20 protein-coding genes and 1 pseudogene are annotated in these 18,501 nt (G+C 66.9%); 5 read left to right on the plus strand and 16 right to left on the minus strand.

The genetic code is table 11. From position 1 onward, the window contains the following. Positions 1-50 precede the first annotated feature (50 nt). The 4 genes and pseudogenes from slmA to GEM_RS31730 all read right to left on the minus strand — a co-directional run bounded on the left by slmA (position 51) and on the right by GEM_RS31730 (position 2,946). Complete coding sequence (gene slmA, locus GEM_RS01680; RefSeq protein WP_014895722.1) at positions 51-713, minus strand: nucleoid occlusion factor SlmA; 663 nt, start codon at positions 711-713, stop codon at positions 51-53. Continuing rightward, positions 680-1,471, minus strand: a complete 792-nt coding sequence (locus tag GEM_RS01685) for a pyrimidine 5'-nucleotidase (RefSeq protein WP_041490430.1) — start codon at positions 1,469-1,471, stop codon at positions 680-682. The genes slmA and GEM_RS01685 overlap by 34 nt, the downstream gene beginning before the upstream one ends. Then, a pseudogene (argB, locus tag GEM_RS01690) lies at positions 1,468-2,253 on the minus strand (acetylglutamate kinase); the annotation flags it as partial. The gene GEM_RS01685 and the pseudogene argB, both read right to left, overlap by 4 nt. A 189-nt stretch (positions 2,254-2,442) precedes the next feature. Beyond that, on the minus strand, positions 2,443-2,946 hold the full coding sequence (locus GEM_RS31730) for a hypothetical protein (RefSeq protein ID WP_014895725.1): 504 nt from the start codon (positions 2,944-2,946) through the stop codon (positions 2,443-2,445). Positions 2,947-3,039: 93 nt separating this feature from the next. On the opposite strand from GEM_RS31730, the gene GEM_RS01700 reads away from it, so the two are divergent. Together GEM_RS01700 and GEM_RS01705 are read left to right on the plus strand one after the other, a co-directional pair. Beyond that, positions 3,040-4,446 carry a sensor histidine kinase gene (locus GEM_RS01700; protein WP_014895726.1) on the plus strand — a complete coding sequence of 469 codons (1,407 nt, stop codon included), beginning with the start codon at positions 3,040-3,042 and terminating at the stop codon, positions 4,444-4,446. A gap of 13 nt (positions 4,447-4,459) precedes the next feature. Continuing rightward, entirely contained in the window at positions 4,460-5,002 is a 543-nt protein-coding gene (locus GEM_RS01705; RefSeq protein ID WP_014895727.1) for a response regulator transcription factor, read from the plus strand. A gap of 10 nt (positions 5,003-5,012) precedes the next feature. Here the strand turns inward: GEM_RS01705 and GEM_RS01710 are convergent, their stop codons facing one another. The 9 genes from GEM_RS01710 to dapF form a co-directional block, all read right to left on the minus strand. Further along, the gene (locus GEM_RS01710) at positions 5,013-5,375 is read right to left on the minus strand and encodes a hypothetical protein (protein WP_014895728.1); all 363 of its coding nucleotides are present in this window, start codon (positions 5,373-5,375) and stop codon (positions 5,013-5,015) included. Between the two features lie 170 nt (positions 5,376-5,545). Then, complete coding sequence (gene hslU, locus GEM_RS01715; RefSeq protein ID WP_014895729.1) at positions 5,546-6,889, minus strand: ATP-dependent protease ATPase subunit HslU; 1,344 nt, start codon at positions 6,887-6,889, stop codon at positions 5,546-5,548. Between the two features lie 10 nt (positions 6,890-6,899). Further along, positions 6,900-7,436, minus strand: a complete 537-nt coding sequence (gene hslV / locus GEM_RS01720) for an ATP-dependent protease subunit HslV (protein WP_006760749.1) — start codon at positions 7,434-7,436, stop codon at positions 6,900-6,902. A gap of 233 nt (positions 7,437-7,669) precedes the next feature. After that, positions 7,670-8,086, minus strand: a complete 417-nt coding sequence (dksA, locus tag GEM_RS01725) for an RNA polymerase-binding protein DksA (RefSeq protein ID WP_006477498.1) — start codon at positions 8,084-8,086, stop codon at positions 7,670-7,672. Between the two features lie 491 nt (positions 8,087-8,577). Beyond that, positions 8,578-9,651, minus strand: a complete 1,074-nt coding sequence (locus GEM_RS01730) for a CobW family GTP-binding protein (RefSeq protein ID WP_014895730.1) — start codon at positions 9,649-9,651, stop codon at positions 8,578-8,580. Positions 9,652-9,850: 199 nt separating this feature from the next. Further along, the gene (locus GEM_RS01735; RefSeq protein WP_014895731.1) at positions 9,851-11,065 is read right to left on the minus strand and encodes a class I SAM-dependent rRNA methyltransferase; all 1,215 of its coding nucleotides are present in this window, start codon (positions 11,063-11,065) and stop codon (positions 9,851-9,853) included. Between the two features lie 76 nt (positions 11,066-11,141). After that, positions 11,142-12,062 carry a tyrosine recombinase XerC gene (gene xerC, locus GEM_RS01740; protein ID WP_014895732.1) on the minus strand — a complete coding sequence of 307 codons (921 nt, stop codon included), beginning with the start codon at positions 12,060-12,062 and terminating at the stop codon, positions 11,142-11,144. A 13-nt stretch (positions 12,063-12,075) separates the two neighbouring features. Beyond that, a complete protein-coding gene (locus GEM_RS01745; protein ID WP_014895733.1) occupies positions 12,076-12,801 on the minus strand; it encodes a DUF484 family protein in 726 nt (241 codons plus the stop codon). Positions 12,802-12,837: 36 nt separating this feature from the next. After that, entirely contained in the window at positions 12,838-13,707 is an 870-nt protein-coding gene (dapF, locus tag GEM_RS01750; RefSeq protein ID WP_041490431.1) for a diaminopimelate epimerase, read from the minus strand. 237 nt (positions 13,708-13,944) lie between these two features. On the opposite strand from dapF, the gene GEM_RS01755 reads away from it, so the two are divergent. Continuing rightward, positions 13,945-14,178: a HigA family addiction module antitoxin gene (locus GEM_RS01755; protein ID WP_041490432.1), complete on the plus strand. Its 234-nt coding sequence runs from the start codon at positions 13,945-13,947 to the stop codon at positions 14,176-14,178. A gap of 21 nt (positions 14,179-14,199) precedes the next feature. Here the strand turns inward: GEM_RS01755 and GEM_RS01760 are convergent, their stop codons facing one another. Next, on the minus strand, positions 14,200-15,084 hold the full coding sequence (locus GEM_RS01760) for a lipid A biosynthesis lauroyl acyltransferase (RefSeq protein ID WP_014895736.1): 885 nt from the start codon (positions 15,082-15,084) through the stop codon (positions 14,200-14,202). A gap of 265 nt (positions 15,085-15,349) precedes the next feature. On the opposite strand from GEM_RS01760, the gene metK reads away from it, so the two are divergent. After that, positions 15,350-16,537 carry a methionine adenosyltransferase gene (gene metK, locus GEM_RS01765; RefSeq protein ID WP_014895737.1) on the plus strand — a complete coding sequence of 396 codons (1,188 nt, stop codon included), beginning with the start codon at positions 15,350-15,352 and terminating at the stop codon, positions 16,535-16,537. A 109-nt stretch (positions 16,538-16,646) separates the two neighbouring features. Here the strand turns inward: metK and GEM_RS01770 are convergent, their stop codons facing one another. Then, entirely contained in the window at positions 16,647-16,988 is a 342-nt protein-coding gene (locus tag GEM_RS01770; protein ID WP_014895738.1) for a hypothetical protein, read from the minus strand. A gap of 353 nt (positions 16,989-17,341) precedes the next feature. On the opposite strand from GEM_RS01770, the gene GEM_RS01775 reads away from it, so the two are divergent. After that, positions 17,342-18,115: a phytanoyl-CoA dioxygenase family protein gene (locus GEM_RS01775; protein WP_014895739.1), complete on the plus strand. Its 774-nt coding sequence runs from the start codon at positions 17,342-17,344 to the stop codon at positions 18,113-18,115. A gap of 154 nt (positions 18,116-18,269) precedes the next feature. On the opposite strand, the gene GEM_RS01780 is transcribed toward GEM_RS01775, so the two are convergent. Then, positions 18,270-18,476: a DUF3185 family protein gene (locus GEM_RS01780; protein WP_014895740.1), complete on the minus strand. Its 207-nt coding sequence runs from the start codon at positions 18,474-18,476 to the stop codon at positions 18,270-18,272. Positions 18,477-18,501: the final 25 nt, after the last annotated feature.

Below are 18,501 nucleotides of genomic sequence, written 5' to 3' on the forward strand. Positions count from 1 at the left end.
TTACGCGGAGGTGCCGGATCTTGCGTCGATTGGCGCGTGCGCGCCGCACATCACTGCAGGATCAACCGCAAATGCGCATCGGCCTGCTCGCCCGGCGGCTTCTGGAACCCGCCCTTCGCGAACCGATGCCACCTGCCGATCACATAGCTGACGAGCAGGCTCGCGCGCGCAGCGGGATCGTAATCGGCCGGCAGCACGAACGGCGCCGCGCCGTCGGGCGCCTGCGCCTCCGTCCGCGCGACCCGCAGGCATTGCTTGACGGTCGCCTCGATCCGGTCGAGCAGCTGGTTCACGCGCTCGGTGAGCCGCTCGTCCTCGCCGACCAGCGCCTCGCCGGTCAGCACGCGCGTCATCCCGGGATTCTTCGCAGCGAAATTGAGCATCGTCAGCGCGATCGTGCGCGCCTGCAGCACGCCGTTCGGCTCCTTCGCGACGATCTGGTTGACGAGGCCGAACAGCGCCTGCTCGATGAACTCGATCAGGCCTTCGTACATCTTCGCCTTGCTGGCGAAGTGCCGGTACAGCGCGGCTTCCGACACGTCGAGCCGGGCCGCGAGCGCGGCCGTCGTGATTTTTTCCGGCTTCGGCGCCTCGAGCATCGCGGCGAGCGTCTGCAGGATCATCACGCGCCGCTCGCCCGGCTTCGGGCGCGGGCGGGACGGCGTGGCATGGTCTTCCGTTACGGCTTGGTCCTGCGGGTAAGTCGGCTGCATTTCTGTCGCCCCGATCGTGTGCCCAGTCGGAGCGATTTTAACGAACGAATGCGCTGGTCGACATAGTGCGGACGACCGATATTCGGCAGATGGCCCGGCAGGTGGCCGGTAATCCATATCGTGCCGATGCCGAGGCGCTTGTAGCGCTTCAGATGGCTGCGGGTGTCTTCGACCAGGATCGCGTCGGCGAGGCGCGCATGCGCGGCGCGCAGCGTCCGGCGCAGCATCGTGTGGTCGGGCTTCGCGCGCCACGTGCGGCGATCGCGCATGTGCTCGATCGCGATCACGCGCTCGAACAGCCGCTCGATGCGCAGCTCGCGCAGCACCGCGCGCGCATAGTTCTCGGGCGCATTGGTCAGCACGAACTTGCGGCCCGGCAGCGCGGCGATGATGCGCGCGAGACCGCGCTCGGCGCGCAGCATCGCGGGCAGGTCGGAAAACGTGTGGACGACCCGCAGGAAGTCGTTCGGATCGATCGGGTGATGGCGCGTGAGGCCGAGGAGCGCGGCGCCGTAGCGCTGCGTGTAGCCGGTGCGCAGCCGGTCGGCTTCGGCGCGCTCGACGTGGAGCGCGTCGATGATGTACTGCGTCATCGCGCGGTTGATCTCCGGAAAGATCGCGTGCGATGCGTGGTGAAGTGTGTTGTCGAGATCGAACAGCCAGACGGGGGCGCCGGCGCGCGGCCGGCTGCGGGAGATGCGCCGGCGTCGCAGCGACGCCGGCAGGCCGGGGCTGGCTGGCTGGCGGCGCGCGCTCAATGCGAGCGGATCATCGTGCCGAACGGCTGCTCGGTCAGGATTTCCAGCAGCACCGAGTGTTCGATCCGGCCGTCGACGATGTGCACCGACTTCACGCCGCTCTTCGCCGCGTCGAGGGCCGACGCGATCTTCGGCAGCATGCCGCCCGAGATCGTGCCGTCCTCGAACAGCGCGTCGATCTCGCGCGCGGACAGGTCGGTCAGCAGGTTGCCGTCCTTGTCCATCACGCCGGGGATGTTGGTCATCATCAGCAGCTTCTCGGCGTTCAGCACCGTCGCGAGCTTGCCGGCGACCAAGTCGGCGTTGATGTTGTACGACAGGCCGTCTTCGCCGAAGCCGATCGGCGAGATCACCGGGATGAACGCGTCGTCCTGCAGCGCCTTCACGACCGCCGGGTTGATCGCCTCGACTTCGCCGACCTGGCCGATGTCGATGTACTGGCCCGGGTTGTCGCGGTCCGGCATCAGCAGCTTGCGTGCGTGGATCAGGCCGCCGTCCTTGCCCGTCAGGCCCACCGCGTGGCCGCCGAAGTGGTTGATCAGCATCACGATGTCCTGCTGCACTTCGCCGCCCAGCACCCACTCGACGACTTCCATCGTTTCTTCGTCGGTCACGCGCATGCCCTGGATGAAGGTGCCGGCCTTGCCGATCTTCTTCAGCGCGTGATCGATCTGCGGGCCACCGCCGTGGACGATCACCGGATTGATGCCGACCAGTTTCAGCAGGATCACGTCGCGCGCGAAGCCTTGCTTGAGCCGCTCTTCCGTCCACCCAATAGCGCCAGTGTCGTGATGTCCCGACCGAAATGTCCGCCTTTCGAAAAACCCGCCAAATCGGAACACTGCGCATAGCGTCAGCTAGCCAAGTCCCTCGCCCCCTGCTTGCCCGGCGAACAGCAGTGTCCGACAGAAATTGGCCCGAGCACCGGCCATCGCTGCCGCCAACGCTCCGGCCAACTTCGATCGCTCTGCTTACAGATAGGTCAACTCGAGGGTCGCAGAGCCATCCAGCGCAACGCCGCCATTGGAAAGATCCAGCTCCGGCAGCTTGTTGATCGTCGGGGTGACGGTCAGATCAGCCGAGATGGTCTTGTATGCCCCGGGCGCCGTGTTGCCCGATTCCGAGAACGATTTGCGCGCCGAGCCGTTCGCCATCAATCCCGCGCCGTCGAGCACCCACGCGTCGGAGCCAGCGGGAGCCGCCACGACGTCCAGCGCATTGCTGTCGCCGACTGCTTTATTCAGAGCCAGCGTGTAGTAGCCCGCCTTCCCAAAGCCCAGGCCGAACTCACTGTCGTCACCCTTGCCACCGACGGCCGTACGCAGCCGTTCGACTGCTGGTGCGCGTCGATGCCGGCCCTGCCCGGCGGCGCGCAGCCGGCAGCCGGCGCGCGCTGCCGGTGCCCGGAATGCCTCGCCGACGAGATCGCGCAGCGCATGGCCGGTGCGCCCGGCTGACGGCGCAGGCCCGTGCAACCGGACGAGATGCCGGCTCGCCCGCCCGGCCGTTCGTCGATTCCGATCCGGCCCCGGTAGAGGCGCCGGGCGCTAAACGGGTAAACTGCTCGGATGCAACGAATCACCACCACCGGGCGCGTCAACCTCAGTCACCTGTTCTGGCTGCGCAATCTCGCGATCATCGGCCAGCTCGTGACGATCGGCGTCGTGCAGACCTATTTCGGCGTGCATCTGCCATTGCCGGCGATGCTGATGGTCATCGCGCTCGAAATCGTTTTCAACGCACTGACCTGGGTGCGCGTGCTGCGCGCGCGGCCCGAGACCAATTTCGAGCTGCTCGGCCAGTTGTGGGTCGACCTCGGTGCGCTGTCGGCGCTGCTGTTCCTGTCGGGCGGCACGACCAACCCGTTCGTGTCGCTGTACCTGCCGTCGCTCGCGATCGCGGCGGCCGTGCTGCCGTGGCACCTGATGATCTGGCTCGCGGCGTTCGCGGTCGCGTGCTACGCGGCGCTCGGCTTCGATTCGGTGCCGCTCAACATGGATAACCCGGCGAACCTGTTCGACTACTACCGCACCGGGATGTGGGCGAACTTCATGGTCAGCGTCGGGCTGATCGCGTGGTTCGTGGCGCGCATGTCGAACGCGCTGCGCCAGCGCGATGCAGCGCTCGGCGAAGCGCAGGCGCACCTGCTGCGCGACGAGCGGGCGGTCGCGCTCGGCGTGCAGGCCGCCACCGTCGCGCACGAGATGGGCGCGCCGCTGTCGACGATCGCGATGCTCGCGGAGGAACTGCGCGACGCGGCACGCGCCGATCCGGGGCTCGCGCGCTACGAGGCCGACCTGAAGGTGCTCGAGGAACAGATGACGCTTTGCACGTCGGCGCTGGCGCGCCTGCGCAGCCGGGCGAGCGCGCCGGCGAGCCGCCAGCCGGTGGATGACTGGCTCGACACCTTCGTCGAGCACTGGCGCCTGCGGCACCCGCACGTGCAGTTCGAGCTGCTCGGCGCACGACCGTCGGGCGTCGCGCTCGACGACACGGTCGCCGCCGGCCAGATCCTGACGATCCTGCTCGACAACGCCGCGCGGGCGAGCCCGCACCGCGTGACACTGGCCGCGAAGCTCGCGTACAACGAGCGGGCGGCCGACCAGATCGAATTCGAGGTAAGCGACGACGGCCCCGGGATTCCGGCCGCGTTGCGCGAATCGCTCGGCGCGATGCCGGTCGACAGCACGCAGGGCGGGCACGGGGTCGGCTTGTACCTTGCGTTCAGCGCGGCCGTGCGGCTCGGCGGCGAGATCGAGCTGTCCGATGTCATGCCGCGCGCGGCCGGCGGCAACGGGCGCGCCGGTGGCGGTGCGAATGGCCATGCCGCTGCTGCGTCGGGCCAGCGCGCAAGCGAACGCGCGGTGCTCACGCAGGACAGCCGCCCGGCCGGCGGCCCCGGCCGCGGCACGCGTGCCGTGCTGCGCCTGCCGGTGGCGCGCATCGCGGTGCCGGCGGCCTCAACCAACACGTAGACGGAGAAACCACATGAGCGAGAACAATTTCCTGGTGATCGACGATAACGAGGTGTTCGCGGGTACGCTCGCGCGCGGCCTCGAGCGCCGCGGCTATGCGGTCCAGCAGGCGCACGACAAGGAGACGGCGCTGCGGCTCGCGGCCGGCGGCAAGTTCCAGTTCATCACCGTCGACCTGCATCTCGGCGAAGATTCGGGCCTGAGCCTGATCGCGCCGCTGTGCGACCTGCAGCCCGACGCGCGGATTCTCGTGCTGACCGGCTACGCGAGCATCGCGACGGCCGTGCAGGCCGTGAAGGACGGCGCCGACAACTATCTCGCGAAGCCCGCGAACATCGAGTCCATCCTGGCTGCGCTGCAGACCAATGCCAGCGAAGTGCAGGCAGACGAGGCGCTCGAGAATCCGGTCGTGCTGTCGGTCGACCGGCTCGAATGGGAGCACATCCAGCGCGTGCTGGCGGAGAACAACAACAACATCTCGGCGACCGCGCGCGCGCTGAACATGCACCGCCGCACGCTGCAGCGCAAGCTCGCGAAGAAGCCGGTGCGCCAGTAAGCCGGGCGCGTTATCCGCGCGGGCCCGGGGCCAGCGGCACGCGTGCGACGATCTCGCGTTTCAGCATGAGCGCGATCAGCGCCGAGTAGAAAATGTTGCCGAGCAGCGGCGCGAGCCCGCCGACCACGATGGCGGTGGCGACGGGCCACGGCTTTGCCGATGCGCAGCGCGCGACGAAGTGGATGCCGAGATAGATCGTCACGCCGGCGAGCGCCGTACCGGCCAGCGCGCCCAGCCAGGCGAGCGCAAACGCGAGGTTGTAGCGGGGCAGCGAATCCCGCCTGATACGCTGCATGAGCGAGCGGATGTCGGCACGCGTCAGCGCGCGCAAGGCCGGTACGAATTGGCCGGCGATGGACGGATAGATGATCATCGGATGGCGGTGACGGCTCGGAGTCAGGGGAGTTCCGATTTTAGGGACGCTTCGGCCCGCTGGCCACCTGACGCATTCCGAATCGCAGATAGCTGCGCGGCATCGCGCAGCCATGAAAAAACGGGCGACCCCGACGAGGTCGCCCGTTCGTTTGTCCGACGCCGCGCGCGTTACAGCACGTAGCGCGACAGGTCCTCGTCCTGCGACACTTCGCCGAGCGCACGGTCGACATACTTCGCGTCGATCGTCACGCGCTCGCCGGCGTGGTTGCCGGCCGAGAACGACACTTCCTCGAGCAGCTTCTCGATCACCGTGTACAGGCGGCGCGCACCGATGTTCTCGGTCTTCTCGTTGACCGAATACGCGATCTCGGCCAGGCGGCGGATGCCGTCGTCGGCGAACTCGAGCTGCACGTCTTCGGTCGCGAGCAGCGCCTGGTACTGCTTGACGAGGCTCGCGTCGGTCGCGACCAGGATCGCCTCGAAGTCCTTCACCGACAGCGAGTCGAGCTCGACGCGGATCGGGAAGCGGCCCTGCAGTTCCGGAATCAGGTCGCTCGGCTTCGCGAGGTGGAACGCGCCGCTCGCGATGAACAGGATGTGATCGGTCTTCACCATCCCGTACTTCGTGTTGATCGTCGTGCCTTCGACGAGCGGCAGCAGGTCGCGCTGCACGCCCTGGCGCGACACTTCGCCGCCGCTGCCTTCGTTGTTGCGCGACGTGATCTTGTCGATCTCGTCGAGGAACACGATGCCGTTCTGCTCGACGTTCTGCACGGCCTTCGCCTTCACTTCCTCGTCGTTGAGCATCTTCGCCGCTTCCTCGTCGGTCAGCAGCTTCAGCGCTTCCTTGATCTTCACCTTGCGGCGCTGCTTCTTGCCGCTGCCGAGGTTCGAGAACATCGAGCGGATCTGCTCGGTCATCTCTTCCATCCCGGGCGGCGCCATGATGTCCATGCCGGCCGACGGCTGCTCGATATCGAGCTCGACTTCCTTGTCGTCGAGCTGGCCTTCGCGCAGGCGCTTGCGGAAGGTCTGGCGCGTCGCGTTGTTGTCGTCGTTCGCGTGTTCGGCATTGCCGCCGAAGCCGACCGCGCGCGGCTGCGGCAGCAGGATGTCGAGGATGCGGTCTTCCGCCTGGTCGGTCGCCTTGCTGCGCACCTTGCGCATCTCGGTTTCGCGCGTCTGCTTGACCGAGATCTCGATCAGGTCGCGCACGATGCTGTCGACGTCGCGGCCGACGTAGCCGACTTCGGTGAACTTGGTCGCTTCGATCTTGATGAACGGCGCGTCGGCGAGCTTCGCGAGGCGGCGCGCGATTTCGGTCTTGCCGACGCCCGTCGGCCCGATCATCAGGATGTTCTTCGGTGTGATTTCCTGGCGCAGCGGGTCGGCGACCTGCTGGCGGCGCCAGCGGTTGCGCAGCGCGACCGCGACGGCCTTCTTCGCCTTGTCCTGGCCGATGATGTGCTTGTCGAGTTCCGAGACGATCTCGGCAGGGGTCATGGTGCTCATGGTGCGGTCCTTACTCGATCGTTTCGATGATGCGGTTGTGGTTCGTGTAGATGCACATGTCGCCGGCGATCTCGAGCGACTTCTCGACGATCTCGCGCGGCGACAGCTCGGTGTTCTCGGCGAGCGCGCGGGCCGCGGCCTGCGCGTACGCACCGCCCGAGCCGATCGCGCAGATGCCGCCTTCAGGATCGAGCACGTCGCCGTTGCCGGTGATCACGAGCGTGGTGGTCGCATCGGCCGTGATCAGCATCGCCTCGAGGCGGCGCAGCATCCGGTCGGTGCGCCAGTCCTTCGCGAGCTCGACGGCCGCGCGGGTCAGGTTGCCCTGGTGCTTCTCGAGCTTCGCCTCGAAGCGATCGAGCAGCGAGAACGCATCGGCGGTGCCGCCCGCGAATCCGACCAGTACCTGGTTGTTGTAGATCCGCCGCACTTTCCGCGCGCCACCCTTCATGACGATGTTGCCGAGTGTTACCTGGCCGTCGCCGCCGAGTGCGACCTTGTCGCCGCGCCGGACCGAAACGATGGTCGTGCCGTGAAATTGCTCCATCTGCGTTCCTTGAGAAAAACGGGGAAGAGTCGGGCGGCGCGGGGCGCCGCCGCATGAATCGCAGTGCGCCGGGGAGCGGCCCGGCGCGCGTCCGTTTCATTTTAGGGCGGGCGCCGGGATATCAAGAGGGGGGGGCAAATCGGCCAACCGGGAACCGGTGCCGGAAAAACAAAAAGCGCGCGGCAGGCCGCGCGCTTTCGGGAAGCAGCGTGTCGGAGCGGAACGCCGCTCGATCAGTCGCCGAACAGCTTCTGGCGCAGCTCGCGGCGCTCTTGCGCCTCGAGCGACAGCGTGGCCGTCGGGCGCGCGAGCAGGCGCGGGATGCCGATCGGTTCGCCGGTTTCCTCGCACCAGCCATAATCGCCGGAATCGATGCGGGCGAGCGATTGCTGAACCTTCTTGAGGAGCTTGCGTTCGCGATCGCGCGTACGCAACTCGAGCGCGTGCTCTTCCTCGATCGTCGCGCGATCGGCGGGGTCGGGCACGATCACCGTCTCACGCAGGTTCTCGGTCGTCTGGCCTGCATTCTTGAGGATGTCCGCCTGCAACTGTTCGAGCCGATTTTTGAAGAAGGCGAGCTGATCCTCATTCATGTAATCCTTGTCGCTCATCTTCAGGATTTCGGCTTCGGTCAAGAGTTTCTTCGTCATCTGCTTGCTTCTTCAATGTGCGGCAAATCAAGAGATATTGCCTGCACTTTGGGATTACCCGCAACCGCGCTTGCAATCATTTGCGATTTGCCGCCGCGGGGCCGAAAGCCTCTGGAAAACCGGTTCTCAAATACCAGGATAGGCCTGGCGCGGATTTGCGCGCGCGGCGAACCGGTGCTGCGCGGCAGATCGCATCGGCCGCGGCCGGGTGGCGGATGAGCGATCCGGCGCGGTTGCGATGCCCGGGTATTGGTTCAGCAAGAACCGGACCTGTTATTACCGTACTCCAGCGGGCACGTATTGTAACTGAATCGCAAGCGGGCGCCGTATCGGGTCGATCCCCGTCGGCTGCGCCAATATCTAGAAAATATAACGCGCAAATCGCGAAAAAGCGATGACGACGAAGCCCTGCCCGGAAAAGGCACCGCGCGACGGCCGCGGCCGCCCGCGAAGGCGGCCGCCCGGGCGGCGCACGGCGCCTGCCTGGACGCTCAGGCGAGGCAGGCGTCGAGGCCGTCGGTGATCAGGTCCTGCGGGAGGTCGACACCGATGAACACCATCTTGTTGGTCTTCTTCTCGACCGGCAGCCACTTCGCGGCAAGGTCGCTGCCCATCATCTGGTGCACGCCCTGGAACACGACCTTGCGATCGACGCCCTTCATGTACAGCACGCCCTTGTAGCGCAGCATCCGTTCGCCGTAGATCTGCAGGATGCCGCCGAGGAAGTCTTCCAGCTTGTTCGGGTCGAACGGGCGGTCGTTGCGGTACACGAACGACTTGATCTTGTCGTCGTGGTGCGCGTGGTGGTGATGGCCGTGGTCGTGATCGTGCGCGCATTGACCGTGATCGTGGTCGCAATGCGCGTGATCGTGGTCATGGTCGTGATCGTGGTGCTGGTGCGCGTGATCGTCCTCGGCGAGGAAGTCCGGGTCGATCTCGAGCTTCGCGTTCAGGTTGAAGCCGCGCAGGTCGAAGATTTCCTTGATGTCGGCTTCGCCGAAGTTCACGACCTTGATCGTCGCCTTCGGGTTCATGTGCATCAGGCGGTGCTTGAGCGCCGCGACGGCCTGGTCGTCGACGAGGTCCGACTTCGTGATGAACAGGCGATCGGCGAAGCCGACCTGGCGCTGCACCACTTCGTGTTCGTCGAGCTGCGCGTTCGCATGCTTTGCGTCGACCAGCGTGATGACGGCGTCGAGCAGGAAATCGTCGGCGATCTCGCTGTCGATGAAGAAGGTCTGCGCGACGGGGCCCGGGTTCGCGAGGCCGGTCGTCTCGATCACGATGCGGTCGAAGTCGAGCTTGCCTTCGCGCTTCTTCGCGGCCAGATCGCCGAGCGCGCGGGCGAGGTCGCCGCGGATCGTGCAGCAGATGCAGCCGTTGCTCATCTGGATGATCTGCTCGTTCGAATCCTGCACGAGGATCTCGTTGTCGATGTTCTCTTCGCCGAATTCGTTCTCGATCACGGCGATCTTCATGCCGTGCTGTTCGTTCAGGATGCGCTTGAGCAGCGTCGTCTTGCCGCTGCCGAGAAAGCCGGTAAGGATGGTGACGGGAGTGGCCATGTCGGTCGCCTGTGGTTCGTGAATCGGGGTCAAAACCAGGGTGGGTGCGTCGCGCCTTCGACTCGCGAGCCGGGGCGCACAACCATCCATTGAAACATACCTGTCAAGCCCTCGCCCGTCGTCCGGACGACAGGCTCGAGCGCGGGTCCGCCAGCGCGGAAGGGCCGGCGGACGCGGGTGTGCGTCTAGATCGGGGCAATCAGACGATTTGCAACAGCAGGCCCTTCAGATATTCGCCTTCCGGGAACGCAGCGAGCAGCGGGTGATCGACGCCCGCGCCGAGCCGCTTCAGGATGCGTGCGTCGACCTTTGCGTCGGCGGCCGCGCCCGCGACGATCTTCTGGAACAGGTCCATGTCGATCGCGCCCGAGCACGAGTACGTAAACAGCAGGCCGCCCGGACGCAGCAGCTTGAAGCCGCTGAGGTTGATGTCCTTGTACGCGCGGGCCGCGCGGTCGACGCTGTCGCGGGTCGGCGCGAACTTCGGCGGATCGAGCACGATCAGGTCGAAGCGCTCGCCTTCGTCGACGAGGCGACGCAGCGTCTTGAACGCGTCCGCGTCGAGCCAGGTCGCGCGTTCGGTGTCGAAGCCGTTGGCCACGACGTTCTGTTGCGCGAGCGCGAGCGCGTCGCCCGACGAGTCGATCGACACGACGCGTTTCGCGCCGCCCTTGAGCGCCGCGAGCGAGAAGCCGCCCGTGTAGCAGAAGCAGTTGAGCACGTCGCGGCCGTCCGCGTATTGCGCGACGAGCGCGCGGTTGTCGCGCTGGTCGACGTAGAAGCCCGTCTTGTGGCCGTTCGGCACGTCGACGTGATAACGCACGCCGTTTTCGTTCGCGATCAGCGTCGCGGGCGGTGCGTCGCCGGCGAGCACGCCGGTCGTCTGCTCGAGGCCTTCCTTGTCGCGGATCGATACGTCCGAGCGTTCGTACACGTTCGGGCAGCCGGTCGCGCTGCTGAGTGCCGCGACGATCGCGTCCTTCCACGCTTCGACGCCGGCGGCCATGAACTGGCACACGAGCTGGCCGCGCGGCGCGGCGCCGGGCTCGGCGGTGTCCGCGATGTAGTAGTCGACGATCAGCCCCGGCAAGCCGTCGGCCTCGCCGAACACGAGCCGTACCGCGCCGGTGCCCGACACCATCGTCGTGCGGTGCGCGACCGCGCGCTGCACGCGGCGCTTGAAGAACGCGTGATCGATCGGTTCGTTCTCGTCGAAGCTCCATGCGCGCACGCGGATCTGCGATTGCGGGCTGTACGCCCCGCGCGCGAGGAAGCGGCCGTCGTGTGCACGCACGATCACGGTCGCGCCGGGCGCGGGCTTGCCGTCGACGCGGTCGATCGCATTGGCGTAGACCCACGGATGCCGGCGCAGCAGCGATTTTTCCTTGGACGGTTTGAGTGTGACGGTTTGCATGATCGGATCGAAATGGGCCGCGCCCGGCGCCGGCCGTGGCCGGTTGCCGCGCGCGGCGGGTAACACGGGATGCGCGTCAGTCGCGCTTCTTCGCGCGCGGATGCGCGCTGTCGTAAATCTTCGCGAGATGCTGGAAGTCGAGCGACGTATAGACCTGCGTCGCGGCGACGCTCGCGTGGCCCAGCAGTTCCTGTACCGCGCGCAGGTCGCCGCTCGACTGCAGCACGTGCGTCGCGAACGAGTGGCGCAGCACGTGCGGGTGGACGTTGGCGGGGATGCCCGCGGCGAGCGCCGCACGCTTCACGCGGTCGCGCACGACGCCTGGCGCCATGCGATTGCCGCGCACCGATACGAACAGCGGGTGCGGATCGTGCTTCACGAATTCGCCGCGCACCGCGAGCCACGCGTTCAGCGCGTCGATCGCCTTGCGGCCGACCGGCACCTTGCGTTCCTTGTTGCCCTTGCCGAGCACCGTGACTTCGGCTTCGGCGAGATCGAGCCAGCCGGCCGAGCGGTAGCCGTCGCCTTGCGTGTACATGACGTCGAGCCCGACCAGTTCCGCGAGGCGCAGCCCGGACGAATAGAACAGCTCGAGGATCGCGTGATCGCGGATGCCTTCGGTCGTGTCGGGCAGCGGCGTATCCATCAGTGCGACCGCGTCGTCGACCGACAGCGCTTTGGGCAGTGGTTTCTCGCGTTTCGGCGCACGAACCCCGGCGACGGGATTCGCGGGCATCTCGATGCGCTGCGCGAGCCAGCGGTAGAACGCGCGCCAGGCGGACAGCCGGTGCGAGATCGAGCGTGCGGACAGCCCGCCCGCATGCGCGCGCACGACCGCGCCGCGCATGTCGGCGGCCGTCAGCGCGGCGAGCGGCCGGCCGGCCGCGAGCTTCTTCAGTTCGTCGAGTTCGTGCGTGTACGCGCGCAGCGTGTGTTCCGACAGCAGCCTGACGTGCTTCAGGTTCGACAGGTAGGCGGCGATCGGATCGTCGGTCATCGCGGGCGCGACATCAGTGCGGCAGCAGGCGCGTGAGCGCGGCGCTCGCGAGCGTCGCGATCTGCGCGAGGAAATCGGTGGCCATGCCGTCGTGGAAGCGGCGCGGATCGGGCGAGCCGAGCACGAGCAGGCCGAACGCGGGCGCATCGGTGCCGGCGAGCGGCGCGCGCAGCGCGAGCAGCGCGACCGACGTGGCCGAGCCGTCGCCGGCCGGCGTGGCTTCGGCGCCTTCCGCAGCATTCGCGGCCGGTGCGGCGAGCGCGGGCGCGAGCCATTGGGCCGCTTCGAAACCGGTATTCGCGCCGCAGTACGGCGTCGACAGCCCGTTCGTGAAGAGCCGCACTTCCTCGCCGACCTGGCGCGCGAATTCGGCCTGCGCGTAGGTGTCGGCGACATCCCACACGCGCAGTGCCGTTTGCGGCACGTCGAACACGTCGGCGATGCCGTCGGCGATCGTGCGCGGCAGCGCGTACGGGTCGCGTTCCGCGATCACGCGTGCGGTCCAGCGGCTGAACTTCGCGGACAGGCTGTCGTTCTCGTGCCCGTAGCGCACGAGCTCGGCGAGCCGGCGCTCGAGATGCTTGTTCTTGTCGCGCAGCATCTCCATCTGCCGCTCCTGCAGCGAGATCGCGGCCTTGCCGTGCGGGTTCGCGAGACGGATCGTCGCGAGCAGCTCCGCGTGTTGCGCGAAGAATTCGGGATTGGCGAGCAGGTAGTCGGCGACTTCGCGATCGTTCATGTGGCTGGAGCGTTCAGTTATCAGGACGTTGAAGGGTCAGACGTTCAGGTCGATCTCGCCTTCGAAGACGGTCGCAGCGGGACCGGCCATCATCAGCGCGGCCGCTTCGTCGCGCGCGCCGTCCCAGCCGATCGTCAGCGTCCCGCCGTGCGTGTGCACGGTCACGGGCGTATCGAGCAGGCCGCGCCGAATGCCGGCCGCCACCGCCGCGCACGCGCCGGTGCCGCACGCGAGCGTCTCGCCCGCGCCGCGCTCGTACACGCGCAGCTTCACCTCGTTGCGCGACACGATCTGCATGAAGCCGGCGTTCACGCGCTGCGGGAAGCGTGCGTGGCGCTCGATCAGCGGGCCTTCTTCGAGCACCGGATACGCTTCGGCGTCGTCGACGATCTGCACCGCGTGCGGGTTGCCCATCGACACCGTCGAGATCCAGCGCGTGTGGCCGCCGACGTCGAGCGGCCACAGCGTGTCGTTGCCTTCCGTCTGGCCGTCGAGCCCCGCCGCGTCGAACGGCACCTGCGCCGGCGCGAACACGGGCGCGCCCATGTCGACGACGACTTCACCGTTGTCCTGCATCGTCAGCGTGATCAGGCCCTTCATCACCTGCACGCGCACGCTGCGCTTGCCGGTCAGGCCGCGGTCGCTGACGAACTTCACGAAGCAGCGCGCGCCGTTGCCGCAGTGTTCGACTTCGCCGCCGTCGCAATTGAAGATCCGGTACTTGAAATCCGCACCGTCGACGGTCGGTTTCTCGACCAGCAGCAACTGGTCGGCGCCGATGCCGAAGTGTCGGTTGGCGAGCGCGCGTACCTGCGCTTCGGTGAGCGGCGGCAACGCGCGCGAATAGCCGTCGAGCACGACGAAGTCGTTGCCCGCGCCGTGCATCTTGGTGAACGAGAGTTTCACTGGGTCGGGAATTCCATGACGAACAAGGCGGTCGGCGCGACGGACGCGGTGTGCCGCCATCGCGGGCGGCCTTGTTCGTCGTGCTGATCTCAACCGCAAATGATACATGCAGCCGACAGGGGCGTCCTGCGCGGGCGGGGCGCCGGGCGTCGTTTAACGGCGGAGCGGGACGGTGTCGGCCGATCGGCTGACTGGTTGCGCGGGCAGAGAGGAGTGGGCAGATTGAGGTGGTGCGGTGTGGCGAGCGTTGTCGCGACAGGTGAATCCGGCGTCACGCGGGCGGCGCTGTCGCGCATCCTGCACGGCCATGCCGGCATCTCGCCTGAAATGGCATTGCGTCTCGAAGCGTGGCTGGGCGAGGAAAGCGGCGGGAAGGCGGATCGATGGCTCGCGCCGCAGTCGGCCTACGATCTCTGGCAGGCGCGTGCGAAAGGCGCGCCGAAGGTGGCGAGGGTGCAGGCGCGTGTGTAACGGCGCGCCCGCGGGTTCGACTCAATAGAGGCTCGGCTCGCCGGGCGGGCGCGTCTTGAAGCGCTTGTGGACCCAATAATACTGCTCGGGTATCAGCGGAATCTGTTCCTCGAGGAATTCGTTCATCCGCCGCGCGTCGAGATCGTCGTCGCCGGTCGGGTAGTTGGCCCACGGCTTGAACACCTTCAGCCGGTAGCCCTTGTAGTTCGGCAGCACCTCGCCGATAAAGGGCAGAACCTGCGCGTGGCCGGTCTTTGCGAACCGGCCGACGGCCGTCAGCGTGCATGCGGGCACGCCGAAGAAGGGTACGAACGTCGAGTTGCGCAGCCCGTAGTCCATGTCGGCGCCGAGCATCACGGGCTTGCGGTCGCGCAGCCAGCGCAGCACGGTTCGCGCGCTGTCGGCCCGGCTCGCGAGTTCCGCGCCGAAGCGGCTGCGGCCGGCTTTGGCCGCGGCTTCGATTTCCGGGCTCTTCATCGGCGTGTAGAGCGAGCCGCACGGACGGTCGAGTGCGAGGTTGATCGCCATGGAGCCTGCCTCGATGCCGACGAAATGGAAGCCGAGCAAGAGCGTCGGCGGCATGTCCGGATCGCTGAGGTCGACCTCGCTTTCAACCGTAAACAGCTTGCGGTAGGCCTGTTCCGACGCGAACCACTGGTAGCTGCGCTCGACGTAGCTGCGGATCGCGTGGCGGAAATGCAGGCCCGCCACTTCCTCGCGCCGTTCGTCGCTCCAGTCGGGGAAGCAAAGTTTCAGATTGATATGTACGATGCGCTTTCGCCGGCTGGGAATCTGGTACAGCAGCCAGCCGAGGCCGTCGCCGAGCCGTGCGGTCAGTCCGTACGGTAGCAGGGCGAGCAGCTTCAGCAAGCCAATGGCGAGGTGCGTGCCGAGGCGGCCTAGCATGCGGAATCTCCGTGGGGCCGGCTGGCCGGCACGTTGCGAACAGGGGGGTAGGACAGCGGATGATGCGGCACGGGCGGCGCTCTGTGACAATTCACGAAAGCCGCTATAATACGGGCTTCGCCGAGTTAACTGACAACTTGCGGGGCGAAGCCGGCTGGCGCGAAGCGCGCTGCCCGGTCCTGGTAATCCGCTAAAGCGTCGCCGCTTCAGGCCTAACGAAGCTGGCTACGTGAAACCCACCGTAACCACACAGGAGCCTGAAAAAGTGGCAAACGATTATCTCTTCACGTCCGAATCCGTCTCCGAAGGCCATCCGGACAAGGTCGCGGACCAAATCTCGGACGCGATTCTCGACGCCATCCTCGAGCAGGACAAATATTCCCGCGTCGCAGCCGAAACGCTGTGCAACACGGGTCTCGTCGTTCTGGCCGGTGAAATCACCACGACGGCCAACATCGATTACATCCAGATCGCGCGCGACACCATCAAGCGCATCGGCTACGACAACACCGAGTACGGTATCGACTACAAGGGTTGCGCGGTGCTCGTCGCGTACGACAAGCAGTCGCCGGACATCGCGCAGGGTGTCGATCGCGCACATGACGACAACCTCGATCAAGGCGCGGGCGACCAGGGCCTGATGTTCGGTTACGCGTGCGACGAAACGCCCGAACTGATGCCGCTGCCGATCCACCTGTCGCACCGCCTCGTCGAGCGCCAGGCCAGCCTGCGCCGTGACGGCCGCCTGCCGTGGCTGCGCCCGGACGCGAAGTCGCAGGTGACGATCCGCTACGTCGATGGCCGCCCCGATTCGATCGACACCGTCGTGCTGTCCACGCAGCACGCACCGGACATCGAACTGCCGGCACTGCGCGAAGCCGTGATCGAGGAAATCATCAAGCCGACGCTGCCGGCCGACCTGATCAAGGGCGACATCAAGTTCCTCGTGAACCCGACCGGCCGGTTCGTGATCGGCGGCCCGCAGGGCGACTGCGGCCTGACCGGCCGCAAGATCATCGTCGACACCTACGGCGGTGCCGCACCGCACGGCGGCGGCGCGTTCTCGGGCAAGGATCCGTCGAAGGTCGACCGTTCGGCAGCCTATGCCGGCCGCTACGTCGCGAAGAACATCGTCGCCGCGGGCCTCGCATCGCGCGCGCTGATCCAGGTGTCGTACGCGATCGGCGTCGCCGAGCCGACCTCGGTGATGGTCAACACGTTCGGCACGGGCCGCGTGTCGGATGCGCTGATCACGAAGCTCGTGCGCGAGCATTTCGACCTGCGTCCGAAGGGCATCATCAAGATGCTCGACCTGCTGCGCCCGATCTACGAGAAGACGGCAGCTTACGGCCACTTCGGCCGCGAAGAGCCGGAATTCTCGTGGGAAGCAACCGACAAGGCACTCGCACTGGCCGAAGCGGCCGGCGTGGAGCCGACGGCACGCGTCGCGTAAGCGCCGTTCGCCCGAAACGAAAAACCCCGGCATGCCGGGGTTTTTTTATGCGAGTCGAGCGCCGTCGAGATGACGGCGATCGTGGCGGGCCTTGCCCGCCGGCGCGGCTTCAGCGTGCGCCGAACCCGAACCAGCCGTTGCTCGCCGCCAGGCGGCGCGGGCGGTTCACGCGGCGCTGCGGGCCCAGCGCGCGGCGCAGCGCGAGCGCGCGCAGCGACGACGGCTTCTGCAGCAGCGAGCGCAGGCCGGCGCGGCGTGCGAACGCCTGCGCGCTCATCATCGAGAAGAACGCGTGGAACCACGCGCGGATGCCGTCCAGCCGGCTGTGCGCGTGCGTGTGCTCGGCGAGCGCCTGCGTGCGGGCGCGGTGATGGCGCAGCGGGCGGGCAGGAGCGGACGGCACGACGCGCTTCGCAGCGCGGCTGAGACGGGAAGTCAGACGGAATGGCATGTGAACGATGCTTCGCTTGTATGGGTGGCGCCCTTGAAGAGCGCACTGGTATGAACGGCCTCGGATGGCGCAACGCATCTTACCGAAAGTCGTTGCGCGCCGCGCCCGCCAGAATTGACAGGCCGCGACAGGCTACAGGGCTTTCGTGACGCGCAAAAGTCGCGATAAACCCTTGTGCCGCAAGCGTGTTTCCGCATACCGCCTGTCGTTGAGGCTCGCGCCGCGCCGCACAGTTCCCTTGAGCCAGATCAAATCGGCAATTGGCATGCCCCTGCGCACGACAATGGTGCTGTTCGCGGCATCCGGCGCCGATTTACAATCGTCACATTCACACAATAAACGTCTGGCATCCCATGTCGTCTCCATTGCAGTCGGAATCGATCCGCGCGCAAGTCGCGGAATTGCGCGAACGCGGCTTCGTCGTCGCGCGCGGCCTCGTCGGCGAAGCGCAGTGCGCGGCGCTCAAGCAGATCGCGGAGCGCCAGTTGCAGGAAGCGGCGGAGCCGATCGAGTTCGAGGCGGACCTGCGCTACCCGGGCGCGCCCGAGTCGAAGCATGCGCCGGGCGGGCATACGGTGCGGCGATTGCTCGACGCATACACGCGTGATCCGGCGTTCGCCGAACGCGCGATCGCGCCGGAAATCGGCGTGTGGATGCGCGAGTACTTCGGCGAGCAGCCGGTGCTGTCGCGCACGCATCACAACTGCATGATGACGAAGCACCCTGCGTACGGCAGCCTCACGGGCTGGCATCGTGATTTCCGTTACTGGTCGTTCGAGCGCGCGGACATGGTGTCGGTGTGGCTCGCGCTCGGGCCGGAAACGAACGAAAACGGTGCGCTCTGGCTGGTGCCGGGTTCGCATACGGCCGAATTCGGGCCGGAGGCGTTTGACGACGCGAAGTTCTTCCGCAGCGACCTGCCGGAAAACCGCAAGATGATCGACGCGGCAACCTGCCCGCCGCTCCAGGCGGGCGACGTCGTGTTCTTCCACTGCAACACGCTGCATTCGGCGGGGCAGAACCGTTCCGACCAGGTGAAGTTCTCGCTCGTGTACACGTATCACGGCCTGAGCAACCGGCCGGTGCCGGGCACGCGTTCGGCGACCAAGCCGGAAGTGCAGTTCTAGCCGCGCTGCGGGCCGGCGACGACGCCGCGCCGATTGCCCGATGGGGCGCGGCGGCCGCGTGGGCGCATGAAAAGACGGGCGGCCTGGCCGCCCGTTGCGTTTTGCGCAGCCCGCTCGCGCGATGCGGGCCGCTGCCGGTCGCGCGGCTGCGCGATCAGCGCTTGTTGGACGGCATCGCGAGGCCGGTCAGGCCGATCAGCAATGCGACGGCGCCGCCCGCGATCAGCAGGATCGTCTTCGTGGCGGGCGAACCGGTGAAGAAGCGCGACACGTTGTCGTTGATCGAATGAAACGACTGTCCGCCGAAATACAGCAGCACGACGCCGACGACGAGCAGCGCAACCGAGATGACCCGGGACATACCAACCTCGCTGTAACGGTGATTC

The sequence above is a fragment of the Burkholderia cepacia GG4 genome, from assembly GCF_000292915.1.
GTDB classification, from domain to species: domain Bacteria; phylum Pseudomonadota; class Gammaproteobacteria; order Burkholderiales; family Burkholderiaceae; genus Burkholderia; species Burkholderia cepacia_D.